Raw genomic sequence first — 15,571 nt, forward strand, 5'->3', positions numbered from 1 at the left:
AGGAAAGGCCGCATCGGCATGTGCGATTTCGAGATCGGCAATCTTCTCTACCTGGTCCTTCTGGGATCGGCGCTGGTCTTCTGGGCCTTCGTCCAGAACCGCGAAGCGCTCGGCAAGAAGATGCAGGCCCTCGCCGCCTGGGGCCTGATCTTTCTCGGCGTGATCGCGGCGGTGGGCCTCTGGGAGGACATCCGCCAGACCGTGCGCCCGAGCCAGGCGGTCTTTGCCGAGGAGGGCCGCGTGGTCCTCCCGCAGGAGCCCGACGGCCATTTCTACGTGACGCTCGATGTCAACGAGGCCCCGGTGCGCTTCATGGTCGATACCGGCGCCACCGGCACGGTCCTGACCGAACGCGACGCGGAACGCGCCGGGCTCGATCCCGCCACCCTCGCCTTTTATTCCGAGGCCCGCACCGCCAATGGCGTCATCCGCACCGCGCCCGTCACGCTCGACAATGTGCGGCTCGGCCCCTTCCTCGACACCTCCGTCCCGGCCTATGTGAACCCCGGCGAAATGGAGCAGTCGCTCCTCGGCATGAGCTATCTCGGCCGCTTCGACAGCCTGCAAATCCGCCAGGGCGAGCTGATCCTCGAACGCTGAGCCTCTGGCAATCCGCCGCACCCGCGCCTATGTCGGGCCGATGGCCAGCGACACGACAGTTTCCCCCGACGGCGCCGACGAGAGCGCCGAAGAGATCGCCCGCGAGGAGCGCCGCTCCGGCCTACGGACGATCCGCCGGGTCGGCCCCTATCTCTGGCCCGACGACCAGCCCTGGGTGAAGCGCCGCGTCCTGATCGCGCTCGGGTTTCTGATCTTCGCCAAGATCATCGCCGTGACGGTGCCGCTCTTTTACAAGGCCGCGGTCGATTACCTGTCGAACGATCCCTCCGCCGCCTGGACGCTCGGCGCGGGCGCAGTGGCCCTGACGCTCGCCTACGGCCTGGCGCGGCTGATGAACGTGGGCTTCCAGCAATTGCGCGACGCGGTCTTCGCCCGGGTGGGCCAGCGCGCGCTCCGGGCGCTCGCGCGCGAGACCTTCGCCCATATCCACCGCCTGTCGCTGCGCTATCACATCACGCGCCGTACCGGCGGGCTCAGCCGGATCATCGAGCGCGGCGTGAAGGGCGTCGAGTTCCTCCTCCGCTTCCTTCTGTTTTCCATCGGCCCGCTGGTGCTGGAGCTGGTGCTGATCGGCATCGTGCTCTTCTGGCTCTTCGACATCTGGTACCTGGTGGTCGTCGCCGTCACCATCGCGCTTTACGTCACCTTCACCTTCAAGGTCACCGAATGGCGCGTGAAGCTGCGCCGCGAGATGAACACGCAGGACACCGACGCCAACCAGAAGGCCATCGACAGCCTCCTGAATTTCGAAACCGTCAAGTATTTCAACGCCGAGCGGCGCGAGGCGCAGCGCTACGACCGCGCCATGCAGGGCTACGAGGAAGCGGCGGTGAAAACCGCGACCTCGCTTGCGATGCTGAATTTCGGCCAGTCGCTGATCATCACCGGCGGTCTCGTCGCGGTTATGGTGATGGCCGCCATCGGCGTCGAGCGGGGCGCGCTGACCGTGGGCGATTTCGTCATGGTCAACGCCTACATGATCCAGATCACCATGCCGCTGAATTTCCTCGGCACGGTCTATCGCGAGATCCGCCAAAGCCTCGTCGACATGGGCGAGATGTTCGATCTCCTGGAGCAGCCCGCCGAGGTGCAGGACAAGCCCGGCGCGCCCGCTCTGGAGGTCAGCGGAGGCCGGGTCGAGTTCGACCGCATCCGCTTCGGCTACGACCCGACCCGCCCGATCCTGCGCGGCGTGTCGCTGGAGGTCGGCGCGGGCGAAAGCGTGGCGCTTGTCGGTCCCTCGGGCTCGGGCAAATCCACCATCGGACGGCTTCTCTTCCGCTTCTACGATGTCTCCGGAGGCGCGATCCGCATCGACGGCCAGGATCTGCGCGAGGTCACGCAGGAGAGCCTGCATGCCGCCATCGGCGTGGTGCCGCAGGACACCGTCCTCTTCAACGACACCATCCGCTACAACATCGCCTATGGCCGCGATGGCGCCACCGAGGACGAGATCGTCGCCGCGGCGAAATCCGCCCAGATCCACGACTTCATCCTCTCCCTGCCCGAAGGCTACGACACCGAGGTCGGCGAGCGCGGCCTGAAACTCTCCGGCGGCGAGAAGCAACGGGTGGGGATCGCGCGCACGCTCCTGAAGAACCCGCCGATCCTGCTTCTGGACGAGGCCACCTCGGCGCTCGACACCGAGACCGAACAGGGCATCCAGGAGGCGCTCGCCCGCGCCGCCGAAGGTCGCACCGTGCTGACCATCGCGCACCGCCTGTCGACCATCGCCGATGCCGACCGCATCGTGGTGCTCGAGGCCGGCGAAGTGGTCGAGACCGGCACCCATGACGATCTCCTGGCCCGCGGCGGACGCTATGCCGGGCTCTGGGCGCGGCAGGCGGCCGAACGCGACGACGCCGCCTGAGATGCCGCGCAAGGACTATCCCGAGACCCCCGACGGGCGATATTTCGTCGCCCGCGCCCGTCTCTGGCGCAAGACCGACCCCCGCCTCTCCGACAGCGACCGCCGCGCCGCGGTCAAGGCGCTGATGCAGGCCCGCCGCGCCGTCCAGACAGCAGAGACCGACACTGACATCCAAGCCGCCCGCGCCGCGGTCGATGCCGCCAAGCGCAGGCTCGGAGAGCGCGGCCCCGTCTGGTGGGACGACGGCGCGCCGGATGAGACCGGCACCCACCCCAAAAACTGCTCCTACGCCACATGGTGGGAGGCGCTGCCCCCCGAGACGCGCGACCGCGGCCTCTGACGCGCCGCACACCCGCGCCCGGGCGGGTCCCGCACCCGGCCGCAAGCGCCACCTCCGGCCTCGAGCGCCTCCCCCCTCCCTTCATCTGTCCCGAAATATCCCGGAGAGCGCGAGAGGCAGCGCCTCTCGCTCGGCCGGAACGGCCGACACCGGCCCTCCCCAAGGAGCGCGACTGGACCGAACGGCGCACCGCCCCATACTCAAGCGCTGCGACACATGAAGGAGACCCGCATATGAAGATCATCTGGCTCGGACACGCGTCCTTCCGCCTTGAAATCGGCGACCAGGTGCTGCTGGTCGATCCCTGGCTCACCGGCAACCCGCTCTTCCCCGAGGACCGCAAGGACGAGGCGACGACCGGCGCGACCCGCATCCTCCTCACTCATGCGCATTTCGACCATGCGAGCGAAGTGCTCGATCTGGCGCGGTCCCTCGATGTTCCTGTGGTCGGCCAGTTCGACCTGATGAACCACTGGGCCGAGACCGAAGGCATCGAGACCTTGGGCTTCAACAAGGGCGGCACCGTCGCGCTGGGCGATGTGCAGGTGACGATGGTGCATGCCACCCATTCCTCGACCCTGCCCGGCGACAAGGCGCTCGTGTCCGGCGGCAGCGAATGCGGCTACATGATCGCGGCCGAGGGTCACGTGATCTACCTCTCGGGCGACACCGATGTCATGGCCGACATGAAGGTCTTCAACGACCTCCACGAGCCCGATATCGGCATTCTCTGCGCGGGCGGGCATTTCACCATGGACATGCGCCGCGCCGGCTATGCCGCGAAGACCTTCTTCGATTTCAAGACCGTGATCCCCTGCCATTACCGCACCTTCGACGCGCTCGAGCAATCCGCCGAGGCGCTGGTGGCCGCCCTGTCCGGTGTCGACGTGATCGAGCCCGAGGTGTTGCAGCCCATCGAGATCTGAGCATGCCGCGTGCCGCCGGGGCTTTCCCGGCGGCACGGCTTCGGTCTAGTCTCGGCCCAAAGAGGCAAGAGCAGACAGGCCCGCCCCCATGCCAGACCCCGCCGCGCCGCCGCGCGTCAACGTGATGATCGTCGGCCAGTCCGGGCGGCTCGGCTACGAGGCCGCGCTCTTCGCGCTCTCCTTCACGGCAAGCGGCTCGTCCGACCGCTTCCGCCTCTGGATCGCCGAGCCGCAGCCGGGCGGCGCTTGGCCGGGCGATCCGCGCATCGCAGACCCAGCCTTGCGCGCGCTGATCGAGGAGGCGGGCGGCACGGTTCTGCCCTTCGAGGCCCGCCATTTCGGCGCGAGCTACCCCTATGGCAACAAGATCGAGGCGCTAAAGGCCCTGCCCGAGGGCGAGCCTTTCGTCTTTTTCGACACCGACACGCTGATCCTCGACGCGCTCGACCAGGTGCCCTTCGATTTCGACCGTCCGACCGCCTCGCTCCGCCGCGAAGGCACTTGGCCCGAGATCGAGCTTTACGGGCCCGGCTACGCGGCGATCTGGAAGTCGCTCTACGACCGGTTCGGGCTCGATTTCGAGAGCTCGCTCGACCTCTCCGAGCCAGACGAGTACTGGCGCCGCTATCTCTATTTCAACGCGGGCTTCTTCTTCTATCGCTGCCCGCGCGTCTTCGGAGACCGCTTCCTCGAGACCGCGCTCGCGATCCGCGACGACCCGCCGCCCGAGCTTGTCTGCCAGAGCCTCGATCCCTGGCTCGACCAGGTCGCCTTGCCCTTGGTGATCCATGCCCTTGGCGGAGGGCGCGATGCGCTGCCCGAGGGTCTCCTGGACGGGTCGGTGAGCTGCCACTACCGGCTCCTTCCGCTCCTTTATGCCCGCGAAGACGCACGTGTCGTCGGCACTCTCGAGACCATCTGCGCGCCGAACAAGGTCAAGAAGGTTCTCAAGAGCTACGAGCCGATCAAGCGGATGATCTACCAAGGCCGCGGCGAGAAGGTCCGCGCGCTCTTTGACCAGGCGGATCTGCCCCGCAAGGAACAGGCGATCCGCAACCGCATCAAGCGCGAGGGATTCTGGATGCGCTGACGCGCCGCGCGCCGTGTTATGCTCGACAGAGCACAGCGCGAGTCGCGATATGCCCGTCACGCTTCTTGTCGGAACCACCAAAGGTCTCTTTCTGATCTCGAGCGACCCGCAGCAGGACGCGTGGCGCGTCCGTGGGCCGGTCTGCGACGGGTGGCGCATCAACCACGCTCTGGGCGCCCCCGAGACGGGACGGATATGGGCGGTCGGCGGCGACGACTGGACCGGTGCGGGCGTCTGGTCGGGCAGCTCCGATGGCGCGTGGGAACTGACGCAGCTCGCGCACGGTCAGCGCGAAAGATTTGCCCGGACCGACCCCGAGACCGCCGCCGCGCTCGGTGTGACGCCCTCGCCCGACGCGCCCTATGACGGCGAGATCGACGCGCTCTGGTCGATCGCAGGCACGCCCGAGCGGCTTCTCGTGGGAACGAAACCCGCGCAGCTCTACGAGAGCCGCGACGGCGGAGTGACCTGGACCCGCAACACGGCCCTCGCCGATCATGAGAGCCGCGAGAGCTGGTTTCCGGGCGCGGCGGGGCTGACGCTCCACACGATCCTGGTGCTGCCCGGCCCGCCCGAGACGCTGCTTTTGGGCATCTCGGCGGCCGGCGTCTTCGCCAGCGAGGATGGTGGCGCAAGCTGGGAGCGGCGGAACCGCCTTTCGAACGCGGGTGCTGCGAGCGAACGCCCGCATCCGGCGGCAGGGCGCGATGGCGAGATAGGGCATTGCGTGCACAACATGGTGCAGGCGGGCGGCGTTGGCGACCGGGTCTACATGCAAAACCACCACGGCGTCTTCGCCAGTCTCGATGCGGGCCGAAGCTGGGAGGACATCACCCGCGGCCTGCCCTCGACCTTCGGGTTTCCGGTCGCGAGCCTGCCCGGCGCGCCCGAGACGGTCTTCACCCTGCCCCTGAACGGCGACTCCGCGGGCCGCTATCCGCCCGATGCCGCCGCGGCGGTCTGGCGCTCGGAGGATGGCGGAAAAACCTGGCGCGACTGCCGCACGGGCCTGCCGCAGGTCGCCTGCCATTTCACCGTGCTGCGACAGGCGATGGCGACCGACCGCGCCGAGACCCCGGGGCTCTATTTCGGCACCAATACCGGCTCGGTCTTCGCAAGCCACGACGCGGGCGAGAGTTGGGACGAGATCGCGCGGCACCTCCCGACGGTGCTCTCGATCGAGACGCTCACCCGCCCCGCATCTGTCTGAGCCAAGACGAGATTCCGCGATTGCGCCCGGCCCGCGCCCGTCCTAGCCTCGCGCCGCATTGGGACAGGGAGAGATTTCCACATGAGCGATCAACCGAGCTACGGCTTCGACACGCTTCAGATTCACGCGGGCAGCCGCCCCGATCCGGCGACGGGCGCGCGGCAGACGCCGATCTACCAGACCACCGCCTATGTCTTCCGCGACGCCGAGCACGCGGCCGCGCTCTTCAACCTTCAGGAAGTGGGCTTCATCTACTCGCGCCTGACCAACCCAACCGTCGCGGTGCTGCAGGAGCGTCTGGCCACGCTCGAGGGCGGCGCCGGTGCGGTCTGCTGTTCGTCGGGTCACGCGGCACAGATCATGGCGCTCTTCCCGCTGATGGGACCGGGCTGCAACGTAGTGGTCTCCACCCGACTCTACGGCGGCACGGTCACGCAGTTCAGCCAGACCATCAAGCGCTTCGGCTGGTCGGCGAAATTCGTCGATTTCGATGATCTGGACGCGGTCGAGGCCGCGGTCGATGACGACACCCGCGCGATCTTCTGCGAATCCATCGCCAATCCCGGCGGCTACATCACCGATCTCGATGCCGTGGCCGGGATCGCCGACAAGGTCGGCCTGCCGCTCATCGTCGACAACACCTCGGCCACGCCTTATCTCTGCCGCCCGATCGAGCACGGCGCGACGCTGGTGGTGCATTCGCTGACCAAGTACCTGACCGGCAACGGAACGGTGACCGGCGGCGTCGTGGTGGATTCCGGCCGGTTCGACTGGTCCGCCTCGGGCAAGTTCCCGTCGCTCTCCGAGCCCGAGCCCGCCTATCACGGGCTCAAGTTCCACGAGACCTTCGGCCCGCTCGCCTTCACCTTCCACGGCATCGCCATCGGTCTGCGCGATCTCGGCATGACGCTGAACCCGCAGGCGGCGCATTACACGCTGATGGGGATCGAGACCCTGTCGCTGCGGATGGAGCGGCACGTGGCCAACGCGATGAAGGTCGCGGGATGGCTCGAGGGCCATGACGCGGTGGCGAAGGTCACCTATGCGGGTCTGACCTCTTCGCCCTATCACGACCGGGTGGCGCGGATCTGTCCCAAGGGTGCAGGCGGGCTCTTCACGGTGACGCTCAAAGGCGGCTACGGGGCCTGCGTGAAGCTCGTCGACAGCCTCGAGCTTTTCAGCCATGTCGCCAATCTCGGCGACACCCGGAGCCTCGTGATCCATTCGGCCTCGACCACCCACCGCCAGCTGACCGAAGAGCAGCAGGTGGCCGCGGGGGCCGCGCCGGACGTGGTCCGCATCTCGATCGGCATCGAAGACGCCGACGACCTGATCCGCGATCTCGACCAGGCGCTGGTGAAAGCCTCGGCCTGACACAGGCCAAGCTCCAGAATTTTAATTAAAATTCTGGAGCTCCCCAATCGGCTGGACGCTGTGATGCTATATGCTGAATGCGTGACTGCGGATCGAAGCACCGCAAAGGCCACCAGAATTTTAGATAAAATTCTGGTGGCCGCGCCGGATCAGAGCGACGCGCGGTAGATCTTGTCGATATTCGCGCCGAGCGCCGCGTTGAACTCGTCATCCGATTGCTGCTTCGACAGGCCTTCGGTCAGAGCCCGGCTGAAGCTCGCGATCATCTTGTCGTTCTGCGCCAGCCGCTTGCACGCATCGTCGGTCGAGTAGCCGCCCGAGAGCGCCACGACACGCAGCACGCGCGGGTGATCGGCCAGCACGTCATAGAGCCCGGGCTCGGTCGGGATGGTGAGCTTGAGCATCACAGTCCGGTCCTCGGGCAGCGCATCGAGATGCGTCTTGATCGCGTCGCGCAGCATAACCTCGGCCTCCGCCTTGGTCTCGGAATGGATGTCGACCTCGGGCTCCAGGATCGGCACGAGACCCGCCTTGCACACGGTCTCGCCGACCTCGAACTGCTGGGCCACCACCGCGGCGATGCCGTCGGCATTGGCCTCGTGGACGACCGAGCGTTCCTTGGTGCCGAAGATCCCCAAGCCACGCGCTTCTTCGAGAAGCGCCTCGAGCCCGGGCATCGGCTTCATCAGCTGAACGCCCTGCGCCTTGTCCTCGAGCCCTTTGTCGATCTTCAGGAACGGCACGATGCCGCGATCCTCCCAGAGCGCCGCCGAGGTGAGCTTGCCATCCACTTCGCCGCGCATGGTGCGCTCGAACAGGATCGCGCCCAGAACCTTCTCGGAGGTGAAATCAGGCGCCGTGATGATCCGCGACCGCATCTTGTGGATCTCGGCGAACATCGCCTCTTCGCCGTCATACTCGCTTTCCTCGACGCCGTAGAGCCGCAGCGCCTTGGGCGTCGAGCCGCCCGATTGGTCGAGAGCGGCGATGAAGCCGTGGCCCTCGCCCATGCGCTTGGTCATTTCTGCACGATCGTCGGCCATGTCTGCCTCCCCGAATTCCTTGTCGCGCCAAGGTCTAGGCGATCCCTCGGCGCTTGGGTAGAGCACGGACCCGCGTTTATCGCTAACGGCGCGCGACGCGGAGATGAATGCCGTCGCGCGCGCGCACGGTGAGATGCGCGACCGGCTCGGGGACATGGGTCTCGACCGGAGCGACGCGGAGATCCCGCAAGATCAGGGCCAGGAGAAGCGGCCCCTCGAGCATCGCGAAGCCCGCGCCCGGACAGACGCGCGCTCCGGCGGAGAACGGGATATAGGCGTCGCGCCCGCAGCTCCGGCCGTTCTCGGTGCCCCACCGCGCCGGGTCGAACCTGTCGGGATCGTCCCAGAGGCGTTCGTGGCGGTGAAGATGCCAGGGGCTGAGGACGACCTGCGCGCCCTTGGGAAGCGCGCGGTCGCGGAACCGCTCCGGGCAGGTCGTCTCGCGGACCATCATCGGCACCGGCGGGTAGAGCCGGAGCGCCTCGCGGAAGACATCACGCGAGACACGCAGGCGCGACATGTCCGACGCCTCTCCGGTCAGAGCGCGCGCCTCTTCGGCGACGCGCTGCTGCCAATCGGGATGGGTGGCGCAAAGATAGAGCGCCCAGGCCAGCGCCGAGGCCGAGGTCTCGTGCCCGGCCAGGAAGAAGATCGCGACCTGGTCGACCATCTCCTCGGTGGAGAAGGTCCCGCCGGTCTGGGGATCGGGCGTTGTCATGATCTTGGTGGCGAGGTCATCGGGCGCGGTCCCGGCCTCGATCTCGCGCATGCGCGCGGCGGTCAGGTCGGTGATCAGGCGGCGGATGCGGGCGGCGGCGGCGCGCGTGTCGCGGCGGAAGAGCCGCGGCATCCAGCGCGGCAGCGGCAGGAGCGCGGCGAGGTTCAGGATCGGCTGGCTGCGCTGGTAGGCGCGGAACTCGTGGAACACGGCCTGCGCCGTCTCGTGCTGGATGGGTAGCGAAAAGAGCGTGCGGAAGATCACGTCGGCGGCGGCGTGGCTGGTCTCTTCCTCGATCTCGACGGTCTCGCCCGCCCGCGCCGCGAGACGCGCCGCCGCGGCCTCGCCGGCATGCCACATGGGCGCAAAGGTGTCGCGGAGCCGTCCACCCTCGAAGGCGGGGTCGATGATCCGGCGCTGGCGCTCCCAGACGGCGCCGTTGGTCAGAAACACGCTCTCTCCCAGAAGCGGCCTCAGTCCCTCGCCCACCCGGTCGGATTTCGGGAAATCGCGCGGGCGGTCCTTGAGAACCGTCTTCACCAGATCCGGCTGGTTGACGAGATAGGAGCGGAAAAACGGCGTCCGGAACTCGGCCATCCAGGCGCGGTAGAGCCGCGCGGGCTGGGCCGAGAGGATGTCGTCGCGAAAGAGCCGGGCGTAGCGCCAGAGCGACACGCGGCCCTCGCGCGCGCGGGGCTTCGGCGGGATCATGCGGCCATGGAGGTGAACTTGGAGACCGGGATGTCGATCCGGCTCATCGACGGCGGCCGGTCGGCATAGCGGTCGCGCAACGTCATCGGCCCGGCGGTGATCTGGAAGTAATCATAGTCCAAAGGCCGGTCGAAGGCGCAGAGATACTGGAAATGCAGGCGGAAGAAGCGCCAGCGCAACTCCTTCCAGCGCTCGGGGCTGAGCGACTGGGTGAATTGCGCCGAGAACACCAGCGGCCAGCGCCGCGCGTCCGGCGCGACACCGGAGACCGCGACCGGATCGCAGAGCGCGAAGGCGCAGCCATCGCCGGGGGCGGTGACATCCACCCAGGTCAGCTCGCGCCGCGCCGAGAGGTAATGCAGATCTGCGCGGAGCCGATGCGCTCCGGGCAGGAAGGAGAGCATCGGCACCACCTGACCGAGGCTCAGAAAAGCCAGTCTCGGGCCGCGATGCGGCGCCTGCCCCTTGCGGATCAGGTCGGCGAGGATCGAGACCGCCAGATGCGCGCCCGAGGAGTGACCGACCACGAGCACCTCGTCCACGTCCTCGGTCAGCGCCTCGGCGATGCGGGCGCGGAACTCGGCCATCCGCCCCTCGAGCTCGGGCGGGTTGGCGCCGTTCCAGCGCGCGGAATAGGCGTAGTCATGCATCAGGTAATAGGCGAAGAGCTTGCCGTCATGGGACTTGAACCACCTGAGCGTGGCGACGATCACCGCGGCCCCCAGAAGGATCGCCAGAGGGATCCAGAAGATGCCGGTCCAGGGCGCGGTCTGCGCGAGACCCCAGGCGATGAGCCAGGCCAGCACCAGCGCCACCAGTGCCTGCCCCAGGAGCATGCCGATGGGATAGAGCGCCGCGATCACCGGGCCCTTGCGCAGCCGCATCAGGCGGCGGAGCGCGCCGGAGCCGATATAGGTCCAGGCGGTGCGGACCAGCTCGCGATAGGTGCCGGGGATGGTCGTCGCCATGCTGTCGCGCACGATGTCGGACCAGACCAGCACCTCGATCTCGGCGCGGGTGACGTGACCGTCGATATGGCCTTCGACCTGCCAGCCATATTGCGCATCCGCCCGCCGCTCGGGGCTGAGCGCGATGTCGTAGCCGGAGATCCGGGCCTGGTCCGCGCCTTCCTTGCGATAAAGCTCGCGGTAGCGGCGGGGATGGATCGGGTCGTAGCCGGGAATGTAGAACACCCGGCGACGTGCGACCGGGGCATCCTTGGGCGGCATGGGGTGTCTCCGTGCTCGGGCGCGCTCTTACGGGGCGGTTCTGCTCCAACTCGCGCGCCAGATTAGCGGAGTTTTCGGGCAGGACTAAGGCGGATCTCGCCGCTGTGGCGCGGAGGCCACGGGTGGCTCAGCCGAGCGTGGCGAGGGCCGGAAAGGTCTCGAGCAGCCAGAAGGAGAAGGCCGAGAACGCGCCGGTCAGAAGCGCGAGGCCGACGACCAAGAGAAGCACACCCATCAGCCGCTCGATCAGCTTCATGTGCCGCTTGATCCGCGTCATCAGCCCCATCGCGCGGCTGAGGAAGATCGCCGCCAGCAGGAACGGGATGCCGAGACCGGCGGCATAGACGCCCAGAAGCAGCGTGCCGCGCGCGACATTGGCCTCGGAGGCGGCGAGCGACAGGATCGCGCCCAGCTGCGGGCCGATGCAGGGCGTCCAGCCGAAGGCAAAGGCCAGCCCCAGGATATAGGCCCCGAAGGCCGAGCCGCCGCTTTCGCCCGCGTCGATCCGGGCCTCGCGGTCGAGGAACGGGATGCGGAAGACGCCCAGGAAGTGCAGACCGAAGACGATCACCACCGCACCGGCGATCCGCGACAGAAGTATCTGGTTCTGCAGGAAGAACGCACCCAGCCACGAGGCCGTGAAGCCCAGGAACAGGAACACCGTCGAGAGCCCCAGCACGAAGAAGAGCGCGGCAAGGGTCGCGCGCGCCCGTGCCGATCCGCCCGCCTGCATCTCGTTCAGGGACACGCCGGACATGAAGGCCAGATAGGGCGGGACGACCGGCAGGACGCAGGGGCTCAGGAACGAGATGATGCCCGCCGCCAGCGCCACCAGCATGGCGGGCAGGAGCGAGGCGTCGATGATCTCGATTCCGAACATGAAACCCGCTTACGCGATCCGGCGGGCGGCGTCACCCGGGCTGAGCGTCACAACCCCGTGGACAGGCTGAAACTTTCGGCCTATCGCTCGGCCATGACCTACACGATGCACGAGCTCGACGCCACCGGGCTCCTTTGCCCCCTGCCCGTCCTCAAGGCCCGCAAGCGGCTCCAGCCGCTGGCCGCGGGAGATCTGCTCGTCGTCCGCACCGACGATCCGGCGGCGGTGGTCGACATGCCGCATTTCTGCGCCGAGGCCGGGCATGCGCTCGAAGAAAGCCGCGAGGACGGCGCGGCGATGGTCTGGACCATCCGCAAGGGCTGACACCGCGAGATGTGAATGAAAAACGCCCCGGTCGCAAAACCGGGGCGTTTTCGTTCTCGAATTCCGAGCCGGATCAGCGGCCGAGATTCCACCAGCCGCGCCGCTTGGGCTTGTCGTCCTCTTCGGCGCGCTCGTCCGAGGCCTCTGCGGGCTCCAGCTCGCGCGGCTCTTCCGGCGCAACCTCCGGCTCGGGCTCGGCGACGGACACCTCCGCCTCGGGCTGGACCTCGGGCGCGGGCGCCTCGGGGGTCGGGATCGGGTCCTCGGCCGGGGCTTCGGTCACCGGATCCGCGATGGTCGCCACCTCTTCCGGCGCGGGTGCGGGCGCGACGCTACCGGTCTCGGCGGCGGCGGGCTCGGGCGCGGACGGGGCCTCTTCCATCTTCACATCGACCGGCTCGGCCTTGGGCTCTGCCTCGGCGGGAGACGCGGTCGCGGCCTCGTCGGCGGCTTCCTCGGCCAGCTCCGGCTTCGCTGCGGGCTTCTTGCGGCTGCGCGAGCGGGTGGTCTTCTTCTTGGGCTTCGGAGCCTCCTCCTCGGCGGTCTCTTCAGAAGTGGCGTCGGCGGTCTCGGCAGCAGGTGCGGCCTCCGGAGCCTCCTCGGTCGCTTTCGACGGCTTGCGGCTGCGCGAGACGGTGCGCTTCTTCGGGGTGTCCCCCTCGCCCGCGTTCTCGGTCTCCGACCCGTCGGTTTCGGACGCATCGTCGCCCTCGTCCGAGCTGTTCTGGTCGTCGTCAGCGCGCGACTCGTCGCCCTGACCCTCGCCATTGCCGGATTTCTTGCTGCGACGACGACGACGGCGGCGCTTCTTGGGCTTCTGTTCGCCCTCCTGCGCCTCGGTCTCGGGACGCTCGTCCTCGGTCGAGACCTCGTCCTCTTCGTCTTCCGCTTCGGCTTCCTCGGCGTCGATCTGGTCCATCAGCATCGCGTCGACCGACACGACCGGCGCGGTCGCTTCGGGGACAGAGCGCGTCGCGGTCTTGAACTTCTCCATCGAGAAATCCGGGCTCACGAGCGACGGATCGCCCTCGACCCGGACTGCCATGCCATAGCGCAGCTCGATCTGGGCGATGTGCTCGCGCTTCTGGTTCATCAGGTAGTTGGCGATACCCACCGGGCATTTCACCAGCACCTCGCGGGAGCGGCGGCGGACGCCCTCTTCCTCGATCTGGCGCAGCACCTGCAGCGCGAGGTTGTCGTCCGAGCGGATGAGGCCGGTGCCGTGGCAGGACGGGCACGGCGCCGTCGTCGCCTCGATCATGCCGGGGCGCAGACGCTGGCGCGACATCTCGAGGAGGCCGAAACCCGAGATCCGGCCCACCTGGATGCGGGCGCGGTCGGTCTTGAGCTTGTCCTTCAGCTTCTTCTCGACGGCGGCGTTGTTCTTGCGCTCGTCCATGTCGATGAAGTCGATGACGATGAGACCCGCGAGGTCGCGCAGACGCAGCTGGCGCGCCACCTCTTCGGCGGCCTCCAGGTTGGTCTTGAGCGCGGTCTCCTCGATCGAGCCTTCCTTGGTGGCCCGGCCGGAGTTGACGTCGATGGCGACGAGCGCCTCGGTCACGCCGATCACGATGTAGCCGCCGGATTTGAGCTGCACCGTCGGGTTGAACATCGAGCTCAGGTAGCTCTCGACCTGATAGCGCGCGAAGAGCGGCATCGGGTCGGCGTAATGCTTCACGTTCTTCGCGTGGGACGGCATGATCATCTTCATGAAGTCCTTGGCGATGCGGTAGCCGCGCTCGCCCTCCACGAAGACCTCGTCGATGTCGCGATTGTAGAGGTCGCGGATCGAGCGTTTGATCAGATCGCCTTCCTCGTAGATCTTGGCCGGCGCGATGGATTTCAGCGTCAGCTCGCGGATCTGCTCCCAGAGGCGCTGAAGATACTCGTAGTCGCGCTTGATCTCGGTCTTGGTGCGCTTGGCGCCCGCGGTCCGGATGATCAGGCCGGCGCCCTTGGGCACGTCGATGGAATTGGCGATTTCCTTCAGCTTCGAGCGGTCGGCCGCGTTGGTGATCTTCCGAGAGATGCCGCCGCCACGGGCGGTGTTCGGCATCAGCACGCAGTAACGACCGGCAAGGCTGAGATAGGTGGTCAGCGCCGCGCCCTTGTTGCCGCGCTCTTCCTTGACGACCTGCACCAAGAGGATCTGGCGGACCTTGATGACTTCCTGGATCTTGTAGCGACGCGCGCGCGGCTTGCGGACCGGGCGGATGTCTTCCTCGGTGTCGTCATCGGCGACGGATTCGATGGAATCGTCGCTGTCCTTGGCGTTCTCCTCGGCGCCGTCCTCGTCCGACGCGTCGGCGCTGTCATCGCTCTCGTCCGAGGCAGTGTCATACTCGACCTCGTCGCCGGAGGGCGTGTCGACCGGGGTCTCGGCGACGGTTTCCATGGGCGAGCTGCCCTCGTCGTCATGGGCCTCGTCCTCGCCATCGGCGAGGTCGATCGTCTCCATGCCGTTGATCGTGTCGGGGACCTTGGTCAGGACCTCGTCACCGGTCTCGGCCTTTTCGGCCTTCTCGCTCTTGGAGTTGCGCGAGCCCCGGCGCGAGCGCGACCGGGAGCGGGACTTGGATTTGCCCTCTTCCTCTTCGCGCGCGGCCTCGCGGGCCTCGGCCTCTTCCTCTTCCATCAGCGCCTGACGGTCGGCGACCGGGATCTGATAGTAGTCGGGATGGATTTCCGAGAAGGCGAGGAAGCCGTGACGGTTGCCGCCGTAATCCACGAAAGCCGCCTGGAGCGAGGGCTCCACGCGGGTGACTTTCGCTAGATAGATATTGCCGGCGAGCTGCCGCTTGTTTTCGGATTCGAAGTCGAATTCCTCGACCTTGTTTCCGTCCACCACCACGACGCGGGTCTCTTCCGCGTGGGTGGCGTCGATGAGCATTTTCTTAGCCATAGTGTCCGTTTGCAACGCCACAGCGTGCCCGTCCCAGGGGGACCGGCGGTCGTGCGGCGATGTCTGTCAGGGGCGATGCGCGGCGTGGGGGCAGGCAGAGACCCGGGGTCCCTGTTCATCTGCCTCATGTCCTGCGCGCGCGTCATCGCGGTTCTTCTCCGACGCGGGCGGTCTGTTGACCGGCGCCACGCCCATTTATACATGCCCGTCGCGACAATTGCGGGCCGGGCAATTCAGGATGGCCCCGAGGGGCCGGATCGGTCTGAACGCGGGTCCTCATGTCGGACCGGCCCGTTCAGCGAAACTCTGTGGCGGTCGGGCACCCCGTGA

The 15,571-nt window shown here is 67.5% G+C and carries 13 protein-coding genes; 8 read left to right on the top strand and 5 right to left on the bottom strand.

Going from position 1 to position 15,571, the window contains the following annotated elements:
* The first annotated feature begins 18 nt into the window (after positions 1–18).
* The 7 genes from ACFQ4E_RS13270 to ACFQ4E_RS13300 all read left to right on the top strand — a co-directional run bounded on the left by ACFQ4E_RS13270 (position 19) and on the right by ACFQ4E_RS13300 (position 7,431).
* Positions 19–600, top strand: a complete 582-nt coding sequence (locus ACFQ4E_RS13270) for a retropepsin-like aspartic protease family protein (protein ID WP_386804320.1) — start codon at positions 19–21, stop codon at positions 598–600.
* Positions 601–640: 40 nt separating this feature from the next.
* Positions 641–2,491, top strand: a complete 1,851-nt coding sequence (locus tag ACFQ4E_RS13275; RefSeq protein ID WP_386804322.1) for an ABCB family ABC transporter ATP-binding protein/permease — start codon at positions 641–643, stop codon at positions 2,489–2,491.
* 1 nt (position 2,492) lies between these two features.
* Entirely contained in the window at positions 2,493–2,831 is a 339-nt protein-coding gene (locus tag ACFQ4E_RS13280) for a hypothetical protein (protein ID WP_386804324.1), read from the top strand.
* Between the two features lie 233 nt (positions 2,832–3,064).
* Entirely contained in the window at positions 3,065–3,757 is a 693-nt protein-coding gene (locus ACFQ4E_RS13285; protein ID WP_386804326.1) for a metal-dependent hydrolase, read from the top strand.
* An 88-nt stretch (positions 3,758–3,845) separates the two neighbouring features.
* The gene (locus tag ACFQ4E_RS13290; RefSeq protein ID WP_386804328.1) at positions 3,846–4,847 is read left to right on the top strand and encodes a hypothetical protein; all 1,002 of its coding nucleotides are present in this window, start codon (positions 3,846–3,848) and stop codon (positions 4,845–4,847) included.
* 49 nt (positions 4,848–4,896) lie between these two features.
* A complete protein-coding gene (locus ACFQ4E_RS13295; protein ID WP_386804330.1) occupies positions 4,897–6,057 on the top strand; it encodes a WD40/YVTN/BNR-like repeat-containing protein in 1,161 nt (386 codons plus the stop codon).
* Between the two features lie 81 nt (positions 6,058–6,138).
* On the top strand, positions 6,139–7,431 hold the full coding sequence (locus ACFQ4E_RS13300; RefSeq protein WP_386804332.1) for an O-acetylhomoserine aminocarboxypropyltransferase/cysteine synthase family protein: 1,293 nt from the start codon (positions 6,139–6,141) through the stop codon (positions 7,429–7,431).
* Positions 7,432–7,580: 149 nt separating this feature from the next.
* Here ACFQ4E_RS13300 and ACFQ4E_RS13305 read toward each other — a convergent pair whose 3' ends face one another.
* From ACFQ4E_RS13305 to ACFQ4E_RS13320, 4 genes are all read right to left on the bottom strand, one after another.
* The gene (locus ACFQ4E_RS13305) at positions 7,581–8,474 is read right to left on the bottom strand and encodes a fructose bisphosphate aldolase (protein ID WP_386804334.1); all 894 of its coding nucleotides are present in this window, start codon (positions 8,472–8,474) and stop codon (positions 7,581–7,583) included.
* Between the two features lie 82 nt (positions 8,475–8,556).
* Positions 8,557–9,903, bottom strand: a complete 1,347-nt coding sequence (locus ACFQ4E_RS13310) for a cytochrome P450 (protein WP_386804336.1) — start codon at positions 9,901–9,903, stop codon at positions 8,557–8,559.
* A complete protein-coding gene (locus tag ACFQ4E_RS13315) occupies positions 9,900–11,132 on the bottom strand; it encodes a hypothetical protein (RefSeq protein ID WP_386804339.1) in 1,233 nt (410 codons plus the stop codon). The genes ACFQ4E_RS13310 and ACFQ4E_RS13315 overlap by 4 nt, the downstream gene beginning before the upstream one ends.
* A 127-nt stretch (positions 11,133–11,259) precedes the next feature.
* Positions 11,260–12,012 (bottom strand): cytochrome c biogenesis CcdA family protein, encoded by a 753-nt coding sequence (locus ACFQ4E_RS13320; RefSeq protein ID WP_386804340.1) that lies wholly within the window; start codon positions 12,010–12,012, stop codon positions 11,260–11,262.
* Positions 12,013–12,105: 93 nt separating this feature from the next.
* On the opposite strand from ACFQ4E_RS13320, the gene ACFQ4E_RS13325 reads away from it, so the two are divergent.
* The gene (locus ACFQ4E_RS13325) at positions 12,106–12,336 is read left to right on the top strand and encodes a sulfurtransferase TusA family protein (RefSeq protein WP_386804381.1); all 231 of its coding nucleotides are present in this window, start codon (positions 12,106–12,108) and stop codon (positions 12,334–12,336) included.
* Between the two features lie 73 nt (positions 12,337–12,409).
* Here the strand turns inward: ACFQ4E_RS13325 and ACFQ4E_RS13330 are convergent, their stop codons facing one another.
* Positions 12,410–15,241: an Rne/Rng family ribonuclease gene (locus ACFQ4E_RS13330; protein WP_386804342.1), complete on the bottom strand. Its 2,832-nt coding sequence runs from the start codon at positions 15,239–15,241 to the stop codon at positions 12,410–12,412.
* Positions 15,242–15,571: the final 330 nt, after the last annotated feature.

Origin of the sequence: Litorisediminicola beolgyonensis, from assembly GCF_042679605.1 — a bacterium.
GTDB classification, from domain to species: domain Bacteria; phylum Pseudomonadota; class Alphaproteobacteria; order Rhodobacterales; family Rhodobacteraceae; genus Litorisediminicola; species Litorisediminicola beolgyonensis.

Excerpts from the sequence above, each read along its gene's own strand:
- ACFQ4E_RS13270 (WP_386804320.1), top strand. The coding sequence starts at position 19 with ATGTGCGATTTCGAGATCGGCAATCTTCTCTACCTGGTCCTTCTGGGA.
- ACFQ4E_RS13275 (WP_386804322.1), top strand. The coding sequence starts at position 641 with ATGGCCAGCGACACGACAGTTTCCCCCGACGGCGCCGACGAGAGCGCC.
- ACFQ4E_RS13280 (WP_386804324.1), top strand. The coding sequence starts at position 2,493 with ATGCCGCGCAAGGACTATCCCGAGACCCCCGACGGGCGATATTTCGTC.
- ACFQ4E_RS13285 (WP_386804326.1), top strand. The coding sequence starts at position 3,065 with ATGAAGATCATCTGGCTCGGACACGCGTCCTTCCGCCTTGAAATCGGC.
- ACFQ4E_RS13290 (WP_386804328.1), top strand. The coding sequence starts at position 3,846 with ATGCCAGACCCCGCCGCGCCGCCGCGCGTCAACGTGATGATCGTCGGC.
- ACFQ4E_RS13295 (WP_386804330.1), top strand. The coding sequence starts at position 4,897 with ATGCCCGTCACGCTTCTTGTCGGAACCACCAAAGGTCTCTTTCTGATC.
- ACFQ4E_RS13300 (WP_386804332.1), top strand. The coding sequence starts at position 6,139 with ATGAGCGATCAACCGAGCTACGGCTTCGACACGCTTCAGATTCACGCG.
- ACFQ4E_RS13305 (WP_386804334.1), bottom strand. The coding sequence starts at position 8,474 with ATGGCCGACGATCGTGCAGAAATGACCAAGCGCATGGGCGAGGGCCAC.
- ACFQ4E_RS13310 (WP_386804336.1), bottom strand. The coding sequence starts at position 9,903 with ATGATCCCGCCGAAGCCCCGCGCGCGCGAGGGCCGCGTGTCGCTCTGG.
- ACFQ4E_RS13315 (WP_386804339.1), bottom strand. The coding sequence starts at position 11,132 with ATGCCGCCCAAGGATGCCCCGGTCGCACGTCGCCGGGTGTTCTACATT.
- ACFQ4E_RS13320 (WP_386804340.1), bottom strand. The coding sequence starts at position 12,012 with ATGTTCGGAATCGAGATCATCGACGCCTCGCTCCTGCCCGCCATGCTG.
- ACFQ4E_RS13325 (WP_386804381.1), top strand. The coding sequence starts at position 12,106 with ATGACCTACACGATGCACGAGCTCGACGCCACCGGGCTCCTTTGCCCC.
- ACFQ4E_RS13330 (WP_386804342.1), bottom strand. The coding sequence starts at position 15,241 with ATGGCTAAGAAAATGCTCATCGACGCCACCCACGCGGAAGAGACCCGC.